The organism is Sporosarcina sp. NPDC096371 (assembly GCF_044762865.1).
In the GTDB taxonomy this organism is placed as follows: domain Bacteria; phylum Bacillota; class Bacilli; order Bacillales_A; family Planococcaceae; genus Sporosarcina.
Genome location: NZ_JBIWFE010000001.1, coordinates 463,399 through 481,474, shown reverse-complemented (window position 1 = coordinate 481,474; position 18,076 = coordinate 463,399). Strand labels below are relative to the sequence as shown.

The window sequence follows — 18,076 nt, the reverse complement described above, 5'->3', positions numbered from 1 at the left end:
CTTCACTGACCATTTTGGTCGATTCTTAAATTAACTCATTCTACCATAGCGTATACCATTTTTCTAGCAAGTGAATCTACTTCCAAAATCGTCTCAAGATCTGGTACGGAGCTTGTTCGATGTGCATCCATAACTCTCTCGATCATGTCCTCGATTTGAATAAACGGGATACGCCCCGCCATGAACAGTGCCACAGCAACTTCATTCGCTGCATTCATAGCCGTTGGCATCGTGCCTCCCTCTCTTCCAGCAGCATAAGCAAGTCCTAATGCCTTAAAACGGACAAGATCCATTTTTTCAAAATGCAACTTCCCGATGTCTTCCAGACGAAGCGGCTTGGCGTTTTGCATCGGGATACGATCTGGATACGTTAATGCATATTGAATGGGTACCCGCATATCTGGTGAACCCAGCTGTGCCATAACACTCGTATCTTCAAACTCAACCATTGAGTGGATGATACTTTCCTTGTGGAGCAGGCAATCGATTTGATCATACGGCATACCGAAAAGATGATGTGCTTCAATCACTTCGAGTCCTTTGTTCATCATCGTGGCAGAGTCAATCGTTAATTTATTGCCCATCGACCAGTTCGGATGAGCTAGCGCCTGTTCCACTGTCACAGCTGATAGTTCTTCCCTTGACAGGTCCCTAAAACTCCCCCCTGATGCAGTCAAAATCAGTCGGGAAATACGTTTCGGATTTTCTCCATTCAATGCCTGAAAAAGTGCCGAATGTTCACTATCGACAGGCAATAGAGGCACACCGTATTTACGGGCTTCCGCCATGACGATATCCCCTGCCGCAACAAGCGTTTCCTTGTTGGCGATCGCAATGGTGATGCCTGCACGGATCGCCTCAAGCGTCGGCTTTAGCCCCACACTACCAATCACTGCATTGACCAGGACATCTGCGTTTGTATGGGCAGCCACCTCAACAAGGCCTTCTTCGCCGTGCACAAAACGGATAGCCGGGAATTCAGTTTGTAATCTTTCTGCATCTTCACGCCTAATCAATGATACCGTTTGCGGCTGATGCTTAGAAGCAATTTCTCTCACTCCATCGATATTCATACCAGCTGAAAAAGATACTAGCGTAAATTTATCTGGATTCGACTCGATGATATCAAGGGTTTGTATACCAATTGAGCCAGTTGCTCCAAGTAGACTTATTTTCTTTGTCATCATGACACCTATCTTTCCGTTAACCTACAAAATGTAGAAAATGAAGTAGCGGTAACACGAAAAGGAGGCTGTCGAACCTGTCTAGAATTCCACCATGACCCGGTAACAGCTTTCCTGAATCTTTGACCGCATAATGCCTTTTAAGCGCCGATTCCACGAGATCGCCCATTTGTCCAACAATCGATGCCACAATCGTTACAGCGATCAGGATCGTATATGTAGAAGCAATTGGATAGAAATACTGGAAGACGAGTGCAAAAACAACAGCCAATACAACACCACCAACAAATCCTTCTACGGTTTTATTCGGAGATATTTCTGGCCATAGCTTACGCTTACCGATTTTCCTACCAACGAAATAAGCGCCCGAGTCGGTTGTCCATATGACAAGTAAGGCATATACCACATATTCAATGCCGTACAGTCTCGTTTCAATTAAATAATAAAAGCCGATGCCAACATATAATGCCGCCAATACAGCAAAAGCTGCATGATCGAACGTAAATCGATTTTTGACAATTACAGTATACGTCAACAAAATAAGAACAGTGGCAAACGCCATTTCAATTTTCGTATAGCCAAGCGCCTGAAGGACATTGCCCTCCCAAGCAGCCGGCATAAGTAACACTGCAAGCGCAACCCACGCCAGCAATCCTTCTACTGACAATAGGTGTATATCCCTCATCCTCAAAAGCTCATATAAACCGACTGTTGCGATTAAATATACGGCAATTGTAAAGGGCAAGCCTCCTACTATAACTAGCGGAACGAATAAGGCAAACGCAACAATTGCCGTCAGTATTCTTTGTTTCAAACGTTCCCGTCTCCTTCCAGGCTTCCAAAGCGTCTATTACGTAATTGGAAATCTTCGATTGCACTCAACATGCATGATGCATTAAAATCAGGCCAAAGTACATCTGTAAACGAAAATTCTGCATAGGCAACTTGCCACAACATGAAGTTGGAGAGTCTTACTTCACCACTTGTGCGGATAAGTAAATCTGGTTCCGGTAAATGCGCGGTCATTAGATGAGACCCGATGAGTGATTCGTCAATATCTTCCACAGAGATAGAACCATCTGCAATCAGCGTCGCAATTTCTTTAAAAGACTCGACGAGTTCTAGTCTACTGCCATAGTTCATGGCAAAATTCAAGGTTAGACCATCATTATCTGCGGTAGCCTCCATTGCCCTCTGAATCGCATGTTTTGTATGATCCGGCAACATTTCGAAGTTGCCAATCATTTCAACTTTCACATTCTGTTCGACCAGCTCAGGGAGGTATGTACTAAGAAATTCTCCAGGCAATTTCATTAGGAAATCTATTTCCATTTTCGGTCGTTTCCAGTTTTCCGTGGAGAAAGCGTAAAGTGTAAGCACTTTTATGCCGAGTTCATTTGCGATACGCGTAATTTTACGAACCGTCTTCATCCCTTCATGATGGCCAGCTATCCTAGGCAAATTACGTCGCTTCGCCCATCTGCCGTTACCGTCCATAATAATCGCGACATGGGCAGGGACTTGCTTGCTTTTGACGGCTGCAATCCGTTCGGTTATTGAGCGATCTGGCGCCGCAGTTTTTTTACGCAAAAGTTTTTCCAGCATGTTGTTTCCTCCACTCAGCTACTTTTCAGAGCAAGTACCTACTCTATCGTAACAAATTAGACGATAAATTTCATTTTATATATATTAAATACACCTCTGCGCATTCACAACTGTTACTTCGCTCTCGTCGCGAAGAACAATGCGTCTAGATTTTGAATGGAGCTTGAGGCCTACAGGGGGAAGGATTGAACTGCATCCTTCCTTGTTGCGACAGGACGTCGCGAACTTAGACTGCCTTCCTTGACTTCCATTCAAAACCTGTGGCATGCGCCGGAGGTTTAACTCATTTAGCGGATATTTAAACTTATGCTCAATGAAGTTAAAAAAAGACGTCCTGGAATTAGGACGTCCCGGAATATAGAAAGTTCTTTTATCAGATTTCCATGATTTCGTTTTCTTTATCTTTTGCAATTGAATCGACTTTTTCAATTGTAGAATCCGTCAACTTCTGGATTACTTCACCATTACGGCGTAATTCATCTTCTGTGATGTCGCTACTTTTTTCAAGTTTTTTGAAATCATCATTGGCATCACGGCGAATGTTACGTACTGCAATCTTTGCATCTTCTGCTTCTTTTTTCACCAATTTAACGAGCTCTTTGCGGCGATCTTCCGTCAACAATGGAATCGCAAGGCGGATTAACGTCCCATCACTAGATGGCGTAATTCCAATATCCGATTTCATAATTGCCTTTTCAATATCACCAATCGTCGTTTTATCATACGGTTGAATGACAAGTAGGCGAGCTTCAGGAACTGAGATTGCTGCCATTTGGCTAAGGGGAGTAGGTGCTCCGTAGTACTCGACAGAAATTCTGTCAAGCAGGGAAGCATTGGCACGCCCTGCACGAATTGATGCTAATTCTCTTGTAAACGCACCAATCGCTTTTTCCATACGCTCTTTTGTTTGATCCATTACTGTGTTCGGCATTATAAATTCCTCCTGACAACCGTCCCAATCGGTTCACCGAGGACGGCTCTTTTTATATTTCCATTTTCCATAATTGAGAATACTACGAGCGGGATATCATTGTCCATACAAAGGGTTGAAGCTGTAGAATCCATTACTTCAAGACCCTGGCTAATCACGTCTAGGTACGTAAGTTCTTTGTATTTAACTGCATTTTTATCTTTCATCGGATCGGCAGAGTAGACACCATCCACATTATTTTTCGCCATAAGAATGACATCTGCTTCGATTTCCGCTGCGCGTAATGCCGCTGTCGTATCTGTCGAAAAATAAGGATTTCCAGTACCTGCTGCGAAAATGACAACCCGTTTCTTTTCAAGGTGTCGGATCGCTTTACGGCGTATGTATGGTTCCGCCACTTGTCTCATTTCAATCGAAGATGATACACGCGTTTCAACACCAAGTTTCTCAAGTGAATCCTGCAAAGCAAGAGAATTCATAACTGTTGCAAGCATACCCATATAGTCTGCTGTCGCTCGGTCCATACCCATTTCGCTACCAATCTTACCGCGCCAAATATTGCCGCCACCGACAACAACTGCCACCTCAACATCAAGATCAACAACTTCTTTTACCTGTTCTGCAACCGTTTTAATGATCTCGGGTGATAGCCCAAAACCTTTATCACCAGCAAGTGCTTCTCCACTTAACTTCAAGACGATTCGTTTGTACTCTTGGACGCTCATTTGTACCCTCCAACTATTTCGTATTCTCGAAAATAGGGAACACACGCATGTGTTCCCCATTAGTTATTCTTATGATAAATCAGTTACCTTTAACTTGGCTCATTACTTCTTCAGCAAAGTTGTCTTCACGTTTTTCGATTCCTTCACCAACAGCATAACGGATAAATTCTACCAACGTACCGCCAGTTGAATTTACGAAGTCACCGACTTTTTGATCAGAGTTTTTAACGAACGCTTGATCAAGCACACAAATTTCTTCAAAATATTTACCGATACGGCCTTCGACCATTTTCGCTACAATATTCTCAGGTTTTCCTTCGTTTAATGCTTGTTCAGTTAGAATTTTACGCTCATGCTCAACTTCTTCAGCAGAAACTTGGTCACGTGAAACGTATTTAGGGTTCAATGCCGCAACGTGCATTGCAACGTCTTTCGCCGCTTCAACATCTGTTGAACCTTCAAGAACAGTAAGAACACCAATACGGCCACCCATATGAAGGTATGGACCAAATGCGTCTGCGTCTGTTTTTGTACGAATTTCGAAGCGACGAAGTGATAACTTCTCACCGATTTTCGCAACAGCGTTTGAAATGTGGTCAGCAACTGATAGACCACTTGCCATTTTTGTTTCAAGTGCCTCTTCAACTGAAGCAGGTTTTGTAGCAAGAAGATGCTCAGCAAGCTCTTGTACAAGTACTTGGAAACCTTCGTTTTTAGCAACGAAATCAGTTTCAGCATTCACTTCAAGAAGGATTGCTTCGTTTCCGTTTACATAGATAGATGTTGTACCTTCCGCTGCGATACGGTCAGCTTTTTTAGCCGCACTAGAAAGTCCTTTTTCACGAAGAAAGTCGATTGCTGCATCCATATCACCGTTTACTTCTGTAAGTGCTTTTTTGCAGTCCATCATACCTGCACCTGTTTTTTCACGTAGTTCTTTTACCATTTGAGCTGTAATTGCCATTTTATTTTCCTCCTAATATTACGTCATCAATTCCTAAGAATAGCGGATATGTCGATTTTTATCCCGAGCGTTAAGCAGCTGGATCCTAGACAATTCCTAAAAAAGACGATAAGGGTATAAGCCGCTTATCGTCTTTTCATGTACTGGATTTACTCTGCAGCTACTGCTGCTTCTTCAGTCGTTTCTTCGTCTTCGCCTTGTCTTGCTTCAAGCAAAGCATCAGCCATTTTACCTGTTAATAGACGTACTGCACGGATCGCGTCATCATTCGCAGGAATGATGTAATCGATTTCGTCTGGATCACAGTTTGTATCAACGATTCCAACTAATGGAATATTTAATTTGATTGCTTCTGCTACCGCGATACGTTCTTTGCGTGGGTCAACAACGAACATAACGTCAGGAATAGCTTTCATATCACGGATTCCGCCAAGGAATTTAACAAGGCGTTCGTGTTGTTTTTTAAGTTGTCCAACTTCTTTTTTAGGAAGCACGTCAAACGTACCGTCTTCTTCCATTTTCTCGATTTGTTTCATACGAGCAACACGTTTTTGAATCGTGCCGAAGTTTGTAAGTGTTCCACCGAGCCAGCGTTGGTTGATGTAGTACATTCCAGCGCGTTCAGCTTCTTCTTTAATCGCATCTTGTGCTTGTTTTTTTGTACCAACGAATAGAACTTTACCACCGTCAGCACCAACTTGGCGCATGAATGCATATGCTTCTTCTAGTTTTTTCACCGTTTTTTGAAGGTCGATGATGTAAATACCGTTACGTTCTACGAAGATAAATTTCTTCATTTTCGGGTTCCAACGACGTGTTTGGTGACCGAAGTGTACTCCTGCTTCAAGCAGTTGTTTCATTGAGATTACTGACATTTGTTTTTCCTCCTGTTTGGTTAGATTCCGCCGTGCGCTTCATCCGGTAGAGCGACCTTTCGGCACCGTATCTATCGTCCGTGCACGTGTGTAGTAATACCATTTGATAATATACCACGATATGTTTTTTTTTGCAACCACTTCATCTAAATTTCAAGATAAGTTCTACTTCCGTTCGCCCCTTACCTAGTACTTTGGCAATTTGCTCGATAGATTGCCCTGCATCATGTAGTTTAAATGCTTGTGTACGAGCGTCATCCGCTTCCACTGAAGGTTCTTGCGCAGTCGATATACTATTATAAGACTTGAGAGCAAGATTGACGGGTATAACAGGTTTTTTGGCACGTATGACAGGCTTAGGCTGCTCCAAAGCGACAGCGACTTCTTTGCTGTTCTTCTGACTGTCCACTTTAGGAGCAATAACCACTCTATCCCGTGCAGCAAGGCGTTCAATTAGTCGTTCATTTTCATCTTTCAACTCGGACAAATACGCACCTATGGAATCATCCATCTCCGTCATAAGCTTGCGTTGTTTTTTTTCAAGGTCGTCAAATTTCGAAACCTTTGTGTACAGCAAGACAAGAAAGTAAAAACCAATTATTTGTACTATAAACAAAAAAACTAAAGCCATCCATACCATTATGTCTATTACCCTGTGAAGTCAACGAATGAACCTTTATAAGGATGCCTCGTATTCTTCTCCTCTTCTTCTTTTTGTAGCCGTTGCTGTTCTTTTTCATGCGCACGTTCTTTTTCATGTTGATCCGCGTCTGCGTCCATTTTAGCGTACTTCTCCGACTCCAAAACGGTCTCACTATTTTTCACCATTTGCTGTTCCATGCGGGTCTTTGCCTGATCCTGATTCAATTGCGTCTGCAGATGTTTCTGTTCCGCAATCTTTCCCGCATCGAACGTCTTCGGGATCGCAATTTGCAGTTCAATCCCTTTCAGGCTCATAAGATCCCTCCATCTATTATTTCAGGTGATAATAGCTTGCGAAGTTTAAATAATGCTTTGGAGTGAATCTGAGAAATGCGGGAAGTGGATAAGCTTAGTATTTCACCAATCTCCGTCAACGTCATTTCTTCCGTATAGAAAAGACTTAGCACAAGTTGCTCATTTTTATTTAGTTCTTTGATTGTATTGACCAAGTCACCTATCAATTCACTCATCATCGTTCGCTGTTCAGGGGATTTTGATACTTGGTCCTGTATGATAAACGATTTTTGACTATCATCTTCGTCATCATCCATTTTCTCATCAATAGAGAGGACATTTGAAAAGTAATGCTCATGGACAGTCTGGTAGACATCATCAACACTCATACCCAAATGGTCAGCAACTTCTTCTGGTGTCACATGACGCAATAACTTTTGTTCCAACTTGGAAATTTCATCTTCCATCTTCTTTGATTTCTCCCGAGAAGAACGCGGTAACCAGTCTTCTTTCCTTAACCCATCGATAATCGTTCCCCTAATCCGGAAAGAAGCATACGTATCGAATTTCAAATCCCTACCCGGATCAAATTTAGTCAAAGCATCAAATAAGCCATGTAGTCCTAGACTCATAATATCGTCACGAGACACGTTCTTTGGTAACCCTGAGCTAATCCGTTGTACGTGATAGGTGACAAGTGGAGTGTATCGTTGAACAAGGATATCCCCCGCATCAGGATCGCGATTACGAATCCAAAGGTCCCAACATGCATCTTCTTCCATCAAATCCTGTTTTGACATCGAATCCCTCACTCTCCATGATGATTCCGTCACAATTACTTACTATCTATATAGCAAATAATCGCGAAAACAGCGGCTAGGCTAGGCATTATGCCTTCTAGTCACAGATCGTGCAAGCCACTCTCGTTGCTCAAAGTTCTTTCGTTCCCTGATTTACCGTTCTAACATTGAGGATAGATGTTGCTGGATCGAATTCAATCGTACGACCACTGGATCCCCCCGTGTCTTCAGCGATTATAGGAATGGACAAGCGTCTCAATTCTGTTTTTACGGCCTCAACATTTCTTGGACCGATACGAACTGTGTCACCAGAACCAAATTGAAACATCTGAGAGCCACCCGCAATCTTCGCTTTTAAAGACATCGGTCTAACCCCCTCCGCTTTTAGCATTTCCATCAATGCATAAATACCTGTATCTGCAAATTTTGCTGCATTCAACTGATTGGATTTGCCAAGCGTAGAATCCGGAAGCATGATATGTAACAAACCGGCCACCTTCCGCAATTCATCATACAACACAACCCCCACACATGAACCAAGCCCAGATGTACGGATTGTCTGCGGTTCCTTGACTATATTCATATCTGCAATCCCGACCCGAACCACCTCTTTGAGCACCATGTTACATCACGCCTAACGAACGAAAAATCGTTATATAAGAGGTTGGATCTGGAAGCAAGAAAAAGTGACCGTCAATACTTGTACTGCCATTCTCACCTTCTGCCTGAATCTGCGTGTCAATAACAATAACTTCATCGCTAAAATGAGAGACTTCAATCAGTCCAAAACTAACGATTGCGCCAACCATATCCACGCTCAAAGAAGGCACTGTCGGATAGATTTTCAATCCCGTAAAATCGGACAGTGCCGACAAATAAGATCCTGAAAGAATATTACCAAGTTCCTGCATAGCGGATACGCCAATCTCAGGAAGATTAGAGGCACCAAAATCAAACGTCTCATCATTTAACAACCTTTTAATGAAGTGATTGGCAGATTCCACGGAAAGAACGAAAAACATACTACCCGATAAGTCTCCCTCAATCCGAAGGAAAATACCTGCTACAATCGCTTCCGCCCCTCCCGCGAGGTCAAACATTTCATCAAATGAAACAAGCTTGACATTCGGTACATACATCTCGATTTTGCAATCTAGTAATTGTGACAAAGACGTTGCCGCGTGCGCAGCGCCAATATTACCAATTTCTCTCAAAACATCGAGATGCATTTCCGTTATGGCATTTTCAGAGGTCATCTGAAGTCACCCGCTTAATGGGCTCTAGAACTTTCGCCAAATTAAGCATAACGAGCAAACGCTTTTCCACTTTAGCTACACCTGAGATGAAATCCACTTCGACAGAACCAATCACTTCTGGTTGCGGTTCAATTGACTCCACTGGAATATCTAGTATATCGTTCGCCGCATCAACGATTAGCCCCACATCATAGTCTTCAAGCGTGACAATAATAATTCTTGTATGTTCATCCGCCTCTTTGACATCCAAGCCAAATCGAGCGCGCAAGTCAACGATTGGTGTCACTACGCCCGCCAGATTAAGAACTCCTTTTACATAAGACGGAGTTTTCGGAACCCGTGAAATGGACAACATTTTCTCGATCGACTGAACGACGTCGACACCAATTGCATATTCCTTATCCATCAACTGGAAAACAATAACTTTCATATCTTTTTGATTGAGTATTTCAGTCATGATCTTTCACTCCCGCCTATTTGATCAGTGAGTTGCAATCAACAATGAGCGCAACTTGTCCATTTCCAAGAATGGTTGCACCAGATATTGCAAAAACGCTTTGCAAGTAATTACCAAGAGACTTCAACACTATCTCCTGTTGACCGATGAATGAATCGACAACTAATCCCGCAAGTCTTTCGCCTTTACGAACGATAACGACTGACTGGAACCCATCGGACTCATCATGCTGTTCAGGCATTTCGAAAATTTCTTTTAGGTAGACAAGCGGTACGATATTCCCACGGAAATCAATCACTTTTTGGTTATGCGCATGTAAAATATCTGATGTCTGAATAATGGCCGTTTCAATAATAGATGACAATGGAATGGCATACACTTCTTTCTCCAACTCCACCAGCATTACTGAAATGATGGACAATGTTAATGGCAGTTGGACTTGGAATAGAGAGCCTTGTCCCTCTGTTGACTCGATAGAAATATAGCCTCCAAGCGACTCAATCGTGTTTTTAACAACATCCAACCCTACACCTCGACCGGATACATCCGAAATTTTCTCAGCCGTTGAGAAACCTGATGCCAAAATGAGTTCGGCCACTTGACGGTCCGTCATTGTTTGTGCAACTTCTTCAGTGATGAGTCCATTTTTGATGGCTTTGGCAACTACGCGCTCACGATTTACGCCAGCCCCATCGTCTTCAAGTTCAATGAATACGTGATTACCTGAATGGTAAGCGCGCAACGTGACCGTACCTTCTTCAGGCTTACCTTTCGCAAGTCGCTCTGCTGGACTCTCAACCCCATGATCAAGTGCATTACGGATCAAATGGACAAGCGGATCACCGATTTCATCAATAACAGTTCGATCTAGTTCAGTTTCAGCACCGATAATCTCTAGCGAAACTTTCTTGTTCAAATCACGTGCCAGTTGCCTGACCATTTTCGGGAAACGATTGAAGACTGTTTCGACCGGTATCATTCGCATATTCAAAATGATGCTTTGCAAATCACCAGATACCCGCGTCATCCGTTCAACAGTTTCATTCAATTCCGGGTTATTGAGCTCACCCGCAATGGATTGGAGTCTGCCACGATCGATCACAAGCTCTTCGAATAAATTCATAAGAATATCGAGCCGATCAATATTGACACGGATGGTCTTGCCACCTGACTGTACCCCCGTATTGCGTTTTCCTTGAGGTTCAGTTTGTTCCGTAGTGATAGTCGGCGATTTTTGAATTGCTACTACAGTCTCTTGAGATGTAGCCACTTCTTCATCATTGTAGCGTTTACCATTTATTAAATAATCATCAGTCAGTATAGTAACGGTTACAGATTCCACTTCGGATACTTTCATCACTTGAGCCTGCAATGTGTCCGCGTGTTCTTTCGTAATCAATGCCACAGAAAATATTTCGCCAAATTCTTCATTTTCAAGTTGTTCAACTTTCGGCTCAGATTTAATGATTTCACCAGCTTTTTCAAGTAGGCCAAATACCATGAATACCCTTGCCGCTTTTAACACACAGTCTTCCCTCAATTGCACAGTGATCTCCAATGCATTAAATCCTTGCTCGAACGATTGGCTAATGACCGTCATTTCATAATCATCGTAATGAAGTGCAGCTTGTTGACCGTTTCCATTCTCTATTACAGCAGTTGCCGCAGTTTCGGCGATTGCTAGGATATCTGCAGAGCCACCAGCCTCAATGCGATTTAGTGATTCCACAAGTTCACGGACATCTTTTTTACCTTCGCCACCAGAAGCTATATCCATGACCATTTCTTCAAGATAATCAACAGCTTGAAGGACAACATCCAAAATTTCAGTTGTGACAGGTATTTTAGAGTTGCGAATTGCATCCAAAACATTTTCCATCATATGTGTTAAGTCAGCAATGTCTTCGTAGCCCATTGTTGCAGACATCCCTTTTAACGTATGGGCAGATCGGAATATTTCATTTACAATGCCAAGATCTTGCGGATTTTTTTCAAGTTCTAACAGATGTTCATTACACGATTGAAGGTGCTCTTTACTTTCGTCAATAAACATTTCCAAATATTGATTTGTATCCATTGTGACGCCCCCTCTACGACTTTATGATTTCCAAAATCGATTCTGATATATTTTGTAAGTCCACTACTTCATCGGCAAGTCCAGCTTCCTTTATCGCCTTTGGCATGCCATAGACAACAGATGTCTTCGCAGACTCTGCAATCGTCATCGTTCTTCCATTTTTCCGTAGTACTTCCATACCCACTTTTCCGTCATATCCCATACCCGTCATGATGACAGTCAAAAAGTTAACATCTGCATGTTCTGCCGCTGACTCCAGAAGGACATCCACAGACGGACGGTGGCCTATTCGCGGAGGTTCCTCAGCATCTAGTCTGACGAAATAGTCCAACCCCTTTTTCATCATTTTGAGATGCTTACCTCCTGGTGCAATATAAGCAGTCCCACTTTCAAGAATCTCGCCATCTTCCGCTTCCTTGACAGTTATATTGCAGAGTCCGTTCAGTCTGTCCGCAAGAGACTTCGTAAATCCTGGTGGCATATGCTGAACAACGAGGATAGGAACACCAATCGTAGCAGGCAATTTTGTTAACACTTCCTGAAGCGCTCTAGGTCCCCCTGTTGAAGTCCCTACTAAAACGAACGTCTTACCTGATTTAAACATCTTGTTTTTTGACCTGAATGACACCCGATTTTGTAGATTCGCTGTGGAGAATAATTCATTTTTTGATTCGGACGAATAACGGGTTGATTTCGAAACGAGTAGACTTGTCACAGGCGTACTAGGTATCGTTCGTGTCAGCGTAGACATACGTACGCCAACAGCAGCCATTACTTTTTTCAGTATCTCTTCCTTCACTTCATGAAGATTTAAAGAAATTGCTCCCCCTGGCTTTGCGACAAAATCAACAGCCCCATATTCCATGGCAAGCATCGTATTTTCTGCGCCTATTTTCGTCGTGCTTGATAACATGACTACGGGTACTGGGTGCTTCTCCATAATTTCCTTCAACGCTTCTAGGCCATTCATAATGGGCATTTCGATATCCATTGTGACAACATCTGGCCTTAATGTTCGTACTTTTTCTACAGCCTCTTTCCCATTACGTGCAGTTCCAATCACATCAATTTCTGGATGCCCTGAAAGAAAGTCAGTAATGAGCTTACGCATAAACGCCGAATCATCCACAACAAGCGCTTTCTTTCGATTGCCTGTATCCAAATCATCCACGCCCTTTCGTAAATATGTATCTCAATTTCCCGAGGAACCCGTCTCCTTGCTTAGACACTACACCGGAATTTGTTCCGGCAAACGTATCCGCGATTAACATCATCCTTTTTGAAATAGGAGAATTTGGAAAAAGAAGCATAAATGGTTGCTGTGCAATAACCGCCTTATGGACAGTTGGATCTTCGGGAAGAAAACCAAGAACCGTAGTCTCTTTATTCAAAAATTTCCGCATAGCATACTGAAGTCTTAATACAGCATCATTATCTTCATCATTTTTTGAAACGCGATTACTCACCAAGTGAAAGGTCTTATCAGGATCTTGTATACAAATGAACTTCATCATAGAGTACGCGTCTGTAATCGACGTTGGCTCCGTCGTCGAGATAACGATGATCTCGTCGACCGCCACAATCAATTCGATTGATCGCTGGGTCGCCCCTGCCCCCATATCAAACAATATGAAATCGTATTCTGTTTGCAAGTACTCAAATGCTAAAACTAAACGATCAAACACTTCTTTTGACCACTCCAACACATCGTCTAAGCCCGACCCTCCAGAGATAAAACGCAAACCTTCCTCCGTCTCATTAATGACTGCGTCAATCTCTTCCGTACCTTGTAGATAATCTTTTAAACTAAATATCGGCGTCTTACCAAGAAGGATATGGATATTCCCCATGCCAATATCCATATCCACGATAATCACTTTCTTACCTTTTGAAAGAAGTGCATGGGCAAAATTTGTAGAGAAATTGGATTTCCCAACGCCGCCTTTTCCACTGACTATAGCAATCGATCTAGATAGTTCCCCTTGAGACTTCAGCATCTTGAGTCTGAGTGTTTCCGCCTGATCACGCATCGTAAGCACCCTTCAACAGCAAAGTAATTAATGTTTGATAATCTGCCTCTGTAATATCTTCTGGCACTTCTTGACCATCCGTATAATAAGCAGTCCCAATACTGTGATCCTTCATCAAATTGAACATAGGTCCGATTGAGCTTGTTTCATCCATTTTAGTGAAAATAAACTTTTCAATTGAAAATGCCTTGAACTGTTCCACGATTATCTTCATATCCTGTTCTTTCGATGTCATAGAAAGAACTAGGAATGATTCCATATCTAGCGAAAAATCAATCAGCTTTGTCAAATCTTCCACAAACTTTACCTCTTTGTAATTTCGTCCCGCTGTATCAATGAAAATGAGATCCCGATCTGCAAGTTTAGCGATAGCCTTTTCAAAGTCCTGGCTATTGTAGGCAACTTCTACAGGAGCTTGTAGTAAATTCGCATAAGTTCGAAGTTGCTCGATTGCCGCAATTCGGTATGTATCCGTTGTAATAAAACCTATTTTTTTCTTTTTCTCAAGGAGAGCCCGCGCCGCAATCTTGGCAATCGTGGTCGTTTTACCAACACCAGTTGGCCCAAGTACATTAATGTATTTTTTATTGAAAGAAACGCCCCCGAACGGCAAATCCCTCATTGTTCTTTCTAGAAAATCTTTAGCGATGAGATATTGCTCTTCATGGGTGAAGTCTTTTTTCTCAGCTTTCATCCGATCGAAAATCTCTTCCCCGATTTGTGTAATAAACTCTGCAGATAAACCCTGCTTCTCAAGATGTGTCAGTAATGGTTTCACGTTTTCAGGTAACCTTGAATGATTAGCAGATTGCTGCATTTCCTTCAACATAGTTTTCATCTCAAACATTTCTTTCTTCAGTTCAATAGAGGTCTTGTCAGTACTTTCAAAACTTGGCGATAGAAACGGAAGAACCGGTTCTTCCATTTTCAAAGTCGGTTCATCAAAGCCCGCGACAACTTCTACAGATTTCTTTTTAAAAAAACCAAGAAATCCTTTCGACTTGACGACGTTTGAACTAAGAATCAGCGCATCATCCCCAAAATCAGCACGCACTTTTTTCATTGCATCAACCATGGTTTCCGCTGTATACTTTTTCATTTTCATCAAATATCAACCACCCCAACGCTTTGAACTTCAATCGATGCTTCTAATTCGTTATAGGATAATACTGGAATTTGAGGGAAATACCTCTCTGTAATCTGTCGGAGATACATCCGAATTGCTGGTGAACAAAGAACGACTGGCGACTGATCCATCAATGCTACACGTTCTACTTCCCCTGCAATCGATTCAAGAATTTCTTGCGAATGTCCTGGATCAATGGATAAGTAATTTCCTTGTTCTGTTTGCTGTATATTATCTGCTATCATTTTCTCGATTTTGCCAGACACAGTCAGTACTTTTAGAGATTGTCCTGCCGTCACGTACTGATTGGTAATTTGCCTTGCAAGACCTTGCCTAACGTATTCCGTCAAAACATCTACATCCGATGTATATTTCGAATAATCCGCAAGCGTTTCAAAGATTATTGGCAAATTTCGAACTGAGACATGCTCGTTCAATAATTTAGCCAACACTTTTTGAATCTCGCCAATTGATAGCGGTGTTGGTGTTAGTTCATCCACAAGAATCGGGAATGTTTCACGCACATGATCGACAAGTTGCTTCGTTTCCTGGCGACCAATCAAAGCCGAAGCATTCGCACGAATAACTTCCGTCAAATGTGTAGACACAACGCTTGGTGGATCGACAACGGTGTAACCCAAGATTTCTGCATCTTCTTTGACATCTTCGGCAATCCATTTAGCCGGCAGTCCGAATGATGGCTCAATCGTATCAATCCCCTCGATCGAATCATCACCTCCAGGGCTCATCGCAAGATAGTGGTCAAGCAAAAGTTCTCCCCTTGCTAACTCACTTCCCTTAATCTTGATTCTGTACTCATTTGGCTGTAATTGAATGTTATCCCGAATACGAACAACTGGAATAACTAGCCCAAGTTCGATGGCCAACTGTCTACGAATCATAACGACTCGATCGAGAAGATCCCCCCCTTGCGTTGCGTCAACGAGCGGGATTAATCCATAGCCAAATTCAAATTCGATGGGATCGATATTAAGAAGATTGACGACATTCTCCGGGCTCTTCATACCCTCAGCTTCAGTCTCTTCTTCCATTTCTAACAATTCCTTAGGGTCCTCTTCCACTTTACGTGACATCATAAATGCAGAAATGGCAAGTGCAGCGGCAATTGGAATCGTTAGCACGTCGTTGATAGGTGTGGCAAGTCCAAGTAACAGAATCGTCGCAGCACCCACATAAAGCAGTTTCGTTTGGCCAAGTAGTTGCTTGGTAATGTCCGCGCCTAAATTCCCTTCAGACGTTGCTCGTGTGACAACAATTCCAGTTGCGGTCGAAATTAGCAGAGCTGGAATTTGAGAAACAATCCCGTCACCGACCGTCAGTTGTGAAAAGAGCGTGGCCGCTTCTCCAAACGGAAGCCCCATTTGGACGACTCCGATAATCATTCCGACGAGTAGGTTTATAATGACCATGATAATCCCTGCAATCGCGTCCCCTTTAACGAACTTCGTTGCCCCATCCATCGCGCCATAAAAGTCAGCTTCATTACTTACTTTTTCACGTCGCGCACGCGCTTCCGTCTCAGAAATCATCCCTGCATTCAAATCAGCATCGATACTCATCTGCTTACCTGGCATCGCGTCGAGTGTAAAGCGAGCAGCAACTTCCGATACCCGCTCCGCCCCTTTTGTAATAACGATGAACTGGATAAGAACCAGAATCGTAAAGACAACAAGTCCGACGACAACGTTTCCACCTGTTACGAATGTCCCGAACGTTTCTACAACCCCACCTGCATCTCCATTCGATAAAATGGCTCGCGTTGTGGATACATTCAAACCAAGTCGGAACAATGTCAGAAGTAGTACTAGCGTTGGGAAAATAGAAAACTCCAATGCTTCCTTCATATTCATAGATGTCATTAACACCATTAAACCAAGTGTAATATTGACGATAATCAGGAAGCTTAGAAGCCAAGTCGGAAGCGGGATGACAAGCATAGCGACAATCATGATGACCGCCGCAAGCACGCCTATATCTCTAAATTTCATGTCATCCCTACTTTCTTGTAATCAAATTTTGCGTTGTATACGATAAACATACGCTAGGATTTCTGCAACAGCTTTAAAAAATTCTTCTGGGATTCGTCCCCCAACTTCCACATCATCGTACATAGCTCTTGCCAACGGTCGATTTTCAACCATCGTGATATCATGCTCTTTGGCAATCATTTTTATCTTCTGGGCTACAAAATCGACACCTTTTGCCACAACAACCGGTGCATCCATATCGCCATCGTCATACTTGAGTGCAATGGCATAGTGCGTTGGATTTGTAATGACAACATCTGCATGCGGAACTTCTTGCATCATGCGTCGCATAGCCATTTCGCGCTGACGTTGCTTAATACGTGATTTGATAATGGGGTCCCCTTCAACGTTTTTATGTTCATCCTTAATATCCTGTTTGGACATTCGGAGATTTTTTTCGTAGTCAAATTTCTGATAGAAAAAATCAAGAATTGAAATGAATAACAGCACAAATGCCGCCGTGATTCCCATAATAGCTGCAAGTTGTCCGACAGTTGTTAGCGTATCCCAAGGACTTTTAAAAGCCAACGCAAGTACTTTGTCGAGATTCAACATAAGGATAATCACAGTTGTCGTACCAATGAATGATATTTTCAGTATAGATTTCATTAATTCAACAATTGCTCGAATGGAAAAAATTCGTTTAAGTCCTTTAATTGGATCGATTTTCTTCAAATCGAGTTTTAATGGTTCCGTCGTAAAGAGCAAACCAAACTGAAATAAGTTTCCCGCCAAGCCCGCAACAACCGCAACAAGCATGATTGGTAGCAAAATGAATGCCACTTGAATTAAGACTTCAGAATAAATGAGCATTGCCTTCCCCTCATTAAAGTTCGTGAGCGGAACATACTCTGTAAATGCTTGAGTGAAAAACATGAAAAAACGGTCCCTCATGAACCCTGCGGCAAAGAACAGGAAAAGGAACACGGTAAGCAGGACAATTGCACTTGTCACATCCTGGCTTTTTAACACTTGCCCTTTTTTTCGGGAATCTTGACGCTTTTTCGGAGTAGCTTTTTCGGTTTTTTCCCCTGCAAAAAACTGCAGATTAAGCCGTAACAT

19 protein-coding genes are annotated in these 18,076 nt (G+C 42.5%); all 19 read right to left on the bottom strand.

Annotated elements, in window-relative coordinates; translation table 11 throughout:
- Positions 1 to 35: 35 nt before the first annotated feature.
- Positions 36 to 1,184, bottom strand: a complete 1,149-nt coding sequence (locus tag ACIQ0H_RS02245; protein WP_403410278.1) for a 1-deoxy-D-xylulose-5-phosphate reductoisomerase — start codon at positions 1,182 to 1,184, stop codon at positions 36 to 38.
- Positions 1,185 to 1,203: 19 nt separating this feature from the next.
- Positions 1,204 to 1,998 carry a phosphatidate cytidylyltransferase gene (locus tag ACIQ0H_RS02240; RefSeq protein ID WP_403410275.1) on the bottom strand — a complete coding sequence of 265 codons (795 nt, stop codon included), beginning with the start codon at positions 1,996 to 1,998 and terminating at the stop codon, positions 1,204 to 1,206.
- Positions 1,995 to 2,789: an undecaprenyl pyrophosphate synthase gene (locus tag ACIQ0H_RS02235; protein WP_403410272.1), complete on the bottom strand. Its 795-nt coding sequence runs from the start codon at positions 2,787 to 2,789 to the stop codon at positions 1,995 to 1,997. Before ACIQ0H_RS02235 ends, ACIQ0H_RS02240 begins: the two co-directional genes overlap by 4 nt.
- Positions 2,790 to 3,162: 373 nt before the next feature.
- Positions 3,163 to 3,720 (bottom strand): ribosome recycling factor, encoded by a 558-nt coding sequence (frr, locus tag ACIQ0H_RS02230; protein ID WP_403410269.1) that lies wholly within the window; start codon positions 3,718 to 3,720, stop codon positions 3,163 to 3,165.
- Positions 3,720 to 4,445, bottom strand: a complete 726-nt coding sequence (gene pyrH, locus ACIQ0H_RS02225; protein WP_403410266.1) for a UMP kinase — start codon at positions 4,443 to 4,445, stop codon at positions 3,720 to 3,722. Before pyrH ends, frr begins: the two co-directional genes overlap by 1 nt.
- A 79-nt stretch (positions 4,446 to 4,524) precedes the next feature.
- On the bottom strand, positions 4,525 to 5,409 hold the full coding sequence (tsf, locus tag ACIQ0H_RS02220) for a translation elongation factor Ts (protein ID WP_403410263.1): 885 nt from the start codon (positions 5,407 to 5,409) through the stop codon (positions 4,525 to 4,527).
- A 149-nt stretch (positions 5,410 to 5,558) separates the two neighbouring features.
- Complete coding sequence (gene rpsB, locus ACIQ0H_RS02215; RefSeq protein WP_403410260.1) at positions 5,559 to 6,284, bottom strand: 30S ribosomal protein S2; 726 nt, start codon at positions 6,282 to 6,284, stop codon at positions 5,559 to 5,561.
- A 142-nt stretch (positions 6,285 to 6,426) separates the two neighbouring features.
- Positions 6,427 to 6,915 (bottom strand): hypothetical protein, encoded by a 489-nt coding sequence (locus ACIQ0H_RS02210; protein ID WP_403410257.1) that lies wholly within the window; start codon positions 6,913 to 6,915, stop codon positions 6,427 to 6,429.
- A 17-nt stretch (positions 6,916 to 6,932) separates the two neighbouring features.
- Positions 6,933 to 7,241 carry a hypothetical protein gene (locus ACIQ0H_RS02205; RefSeq protein ID WP_403410254.1) on the bottom strand — a complete coding sequence of 103 codons (309 nt, stop codon included), beginning with the start codon at positions 7,239 to 7,241 and terminating at the stop codon, positions 6,933 to 6,935.
- Positions 7,238 to 8,020, bottom strand: coding sequence for a FliA/WhiG family RNA polymerase sigma factor (locus ACIQ0H_RS02200; RefSeq protein ID WP_403410252.1), 783 nt, complete (start codon positions 8,018 to 8,020; stop codon positions 7,238 to 7,240). The genes ACIQ0H_RS02205 and ACIQ0H_RS02200 overlap by 4 nt, the downstream gene beginning before the upstream one ends.
- A gap of 130 nt (positions 8,021 to 8,150) precedes the next feature.
- Positions 8,151 to 8,642, bottom strand: a complete 492-nt coding sequence (locus ACIQ0H_RS02195) for a chemotaxis protein CheD (RefSeq protein WP_403410249.1) — start codon at positions 8,640 to 8,642, stop codon at positions 8,151 to 8,153.
- 1 nt (position 8,643) lies between these two features.
- A complete protein-coding gene (locus ACIQ0H_RS02190) occupies positions 8,644 to 9,276 on the bottom strand; it encodes a chemotaxis protein CheC (RefSeq protein ID WP_403410246.1) in 633 nt (210 codons plus the stop codon).
- Complete coding sequence (locus ACIQ0H_RS02185; RefSeq protein ID WP_403410244.1) at positions 9,266 to 9,733, bottom strand: chemotaxis protein CheW; 468 nt, start codon at positions 9,731 to 9,733, stop codon at positions 9,266 to 9,268. The genes ACIQ0H_RS02190 and ACIQ0H_RS02185 overlap by 11 nt, the downstream gene beginning before the upstream one ends.
- Positions 9,734 to 9,749: 16 nt before the next feature.
- Positions 9,750 to 11,810, bottom strand: a complete 2,061-nt coding sequence (locus ACIQ0H_RS02180) for a chemotaxis protein CheW (protein WP_403410241.1) — start codon at positions 11,808 to 11,810, stop codon at positions 9,750 to 9,752.
- Positions 11,811 to 11,823: 13 nt separating this feature from the next.
- Entirely contained in the window at positions 11,824 to 12,972 is a 1,149-nt protein-coding gene (locus ACIQ0H_RS02175) for a protein-glutamate methylesterase/protein-glutamine glutaminase (protein ID WP_403410238.1), read from the bottom strand.
- A 1-nt stretch (position 12,973) separates the two neighbouring features.
- Positions 12,974 to 13,840, bottom strand: coding sequence for a MinD/ParA family protein (locus ACIQ0H_RS02170; protein ID WP_403410235.1), 867 nt, complete (start codon positions 13,838 to 13,840; stop codon positions 12,974 to 12,976).
- The gene (gene flhF / locus ACIQ0H_RS02165) at positions 13,833 to 14,945 is read right to left on the bottom strand and encodes a flagellar biosynthesis GTPase FlhF (RefSeq protein ID WP_403412330.1); all 1,113 of its coding nucleotides are present in this window, start codon (positions 14,943 to 14,945) and stop codon (positions 13,833 to 13,835) included. Before flhF ends, ACIQ0H_RS02170 begins: the two co-directional genes overlap by 8 nt.
- Positions 14,945 to 16,975, bottom strand: a complete 2,031-nt coding sequence (flhA, locus tag ACIQ0H_RS02160; protein WP_403410232.1) for a flagellar biosynthesis protein FlhA — start codon at positions 16,973 to 16,975, stop codon at positions 14,945 to 14,947. The genes flhF and flhA overlap by 1 nt, the downstream gene beginning before the upstream one ends.
- Positions 16,976 to 16,996: 21 nt before the next feature.
- Complete coding sequence (gene flhB, locus ACIQ0H_RS02155; RefSeq protein ID WP_403410229.1) at positions 16,997 to 18,076, bottom strand: flagellar biosynthesis protein FlhB; 1,080 nt, start codon at positions 18,074 to 18,076, stop codon at positions 16,997 to 16,999.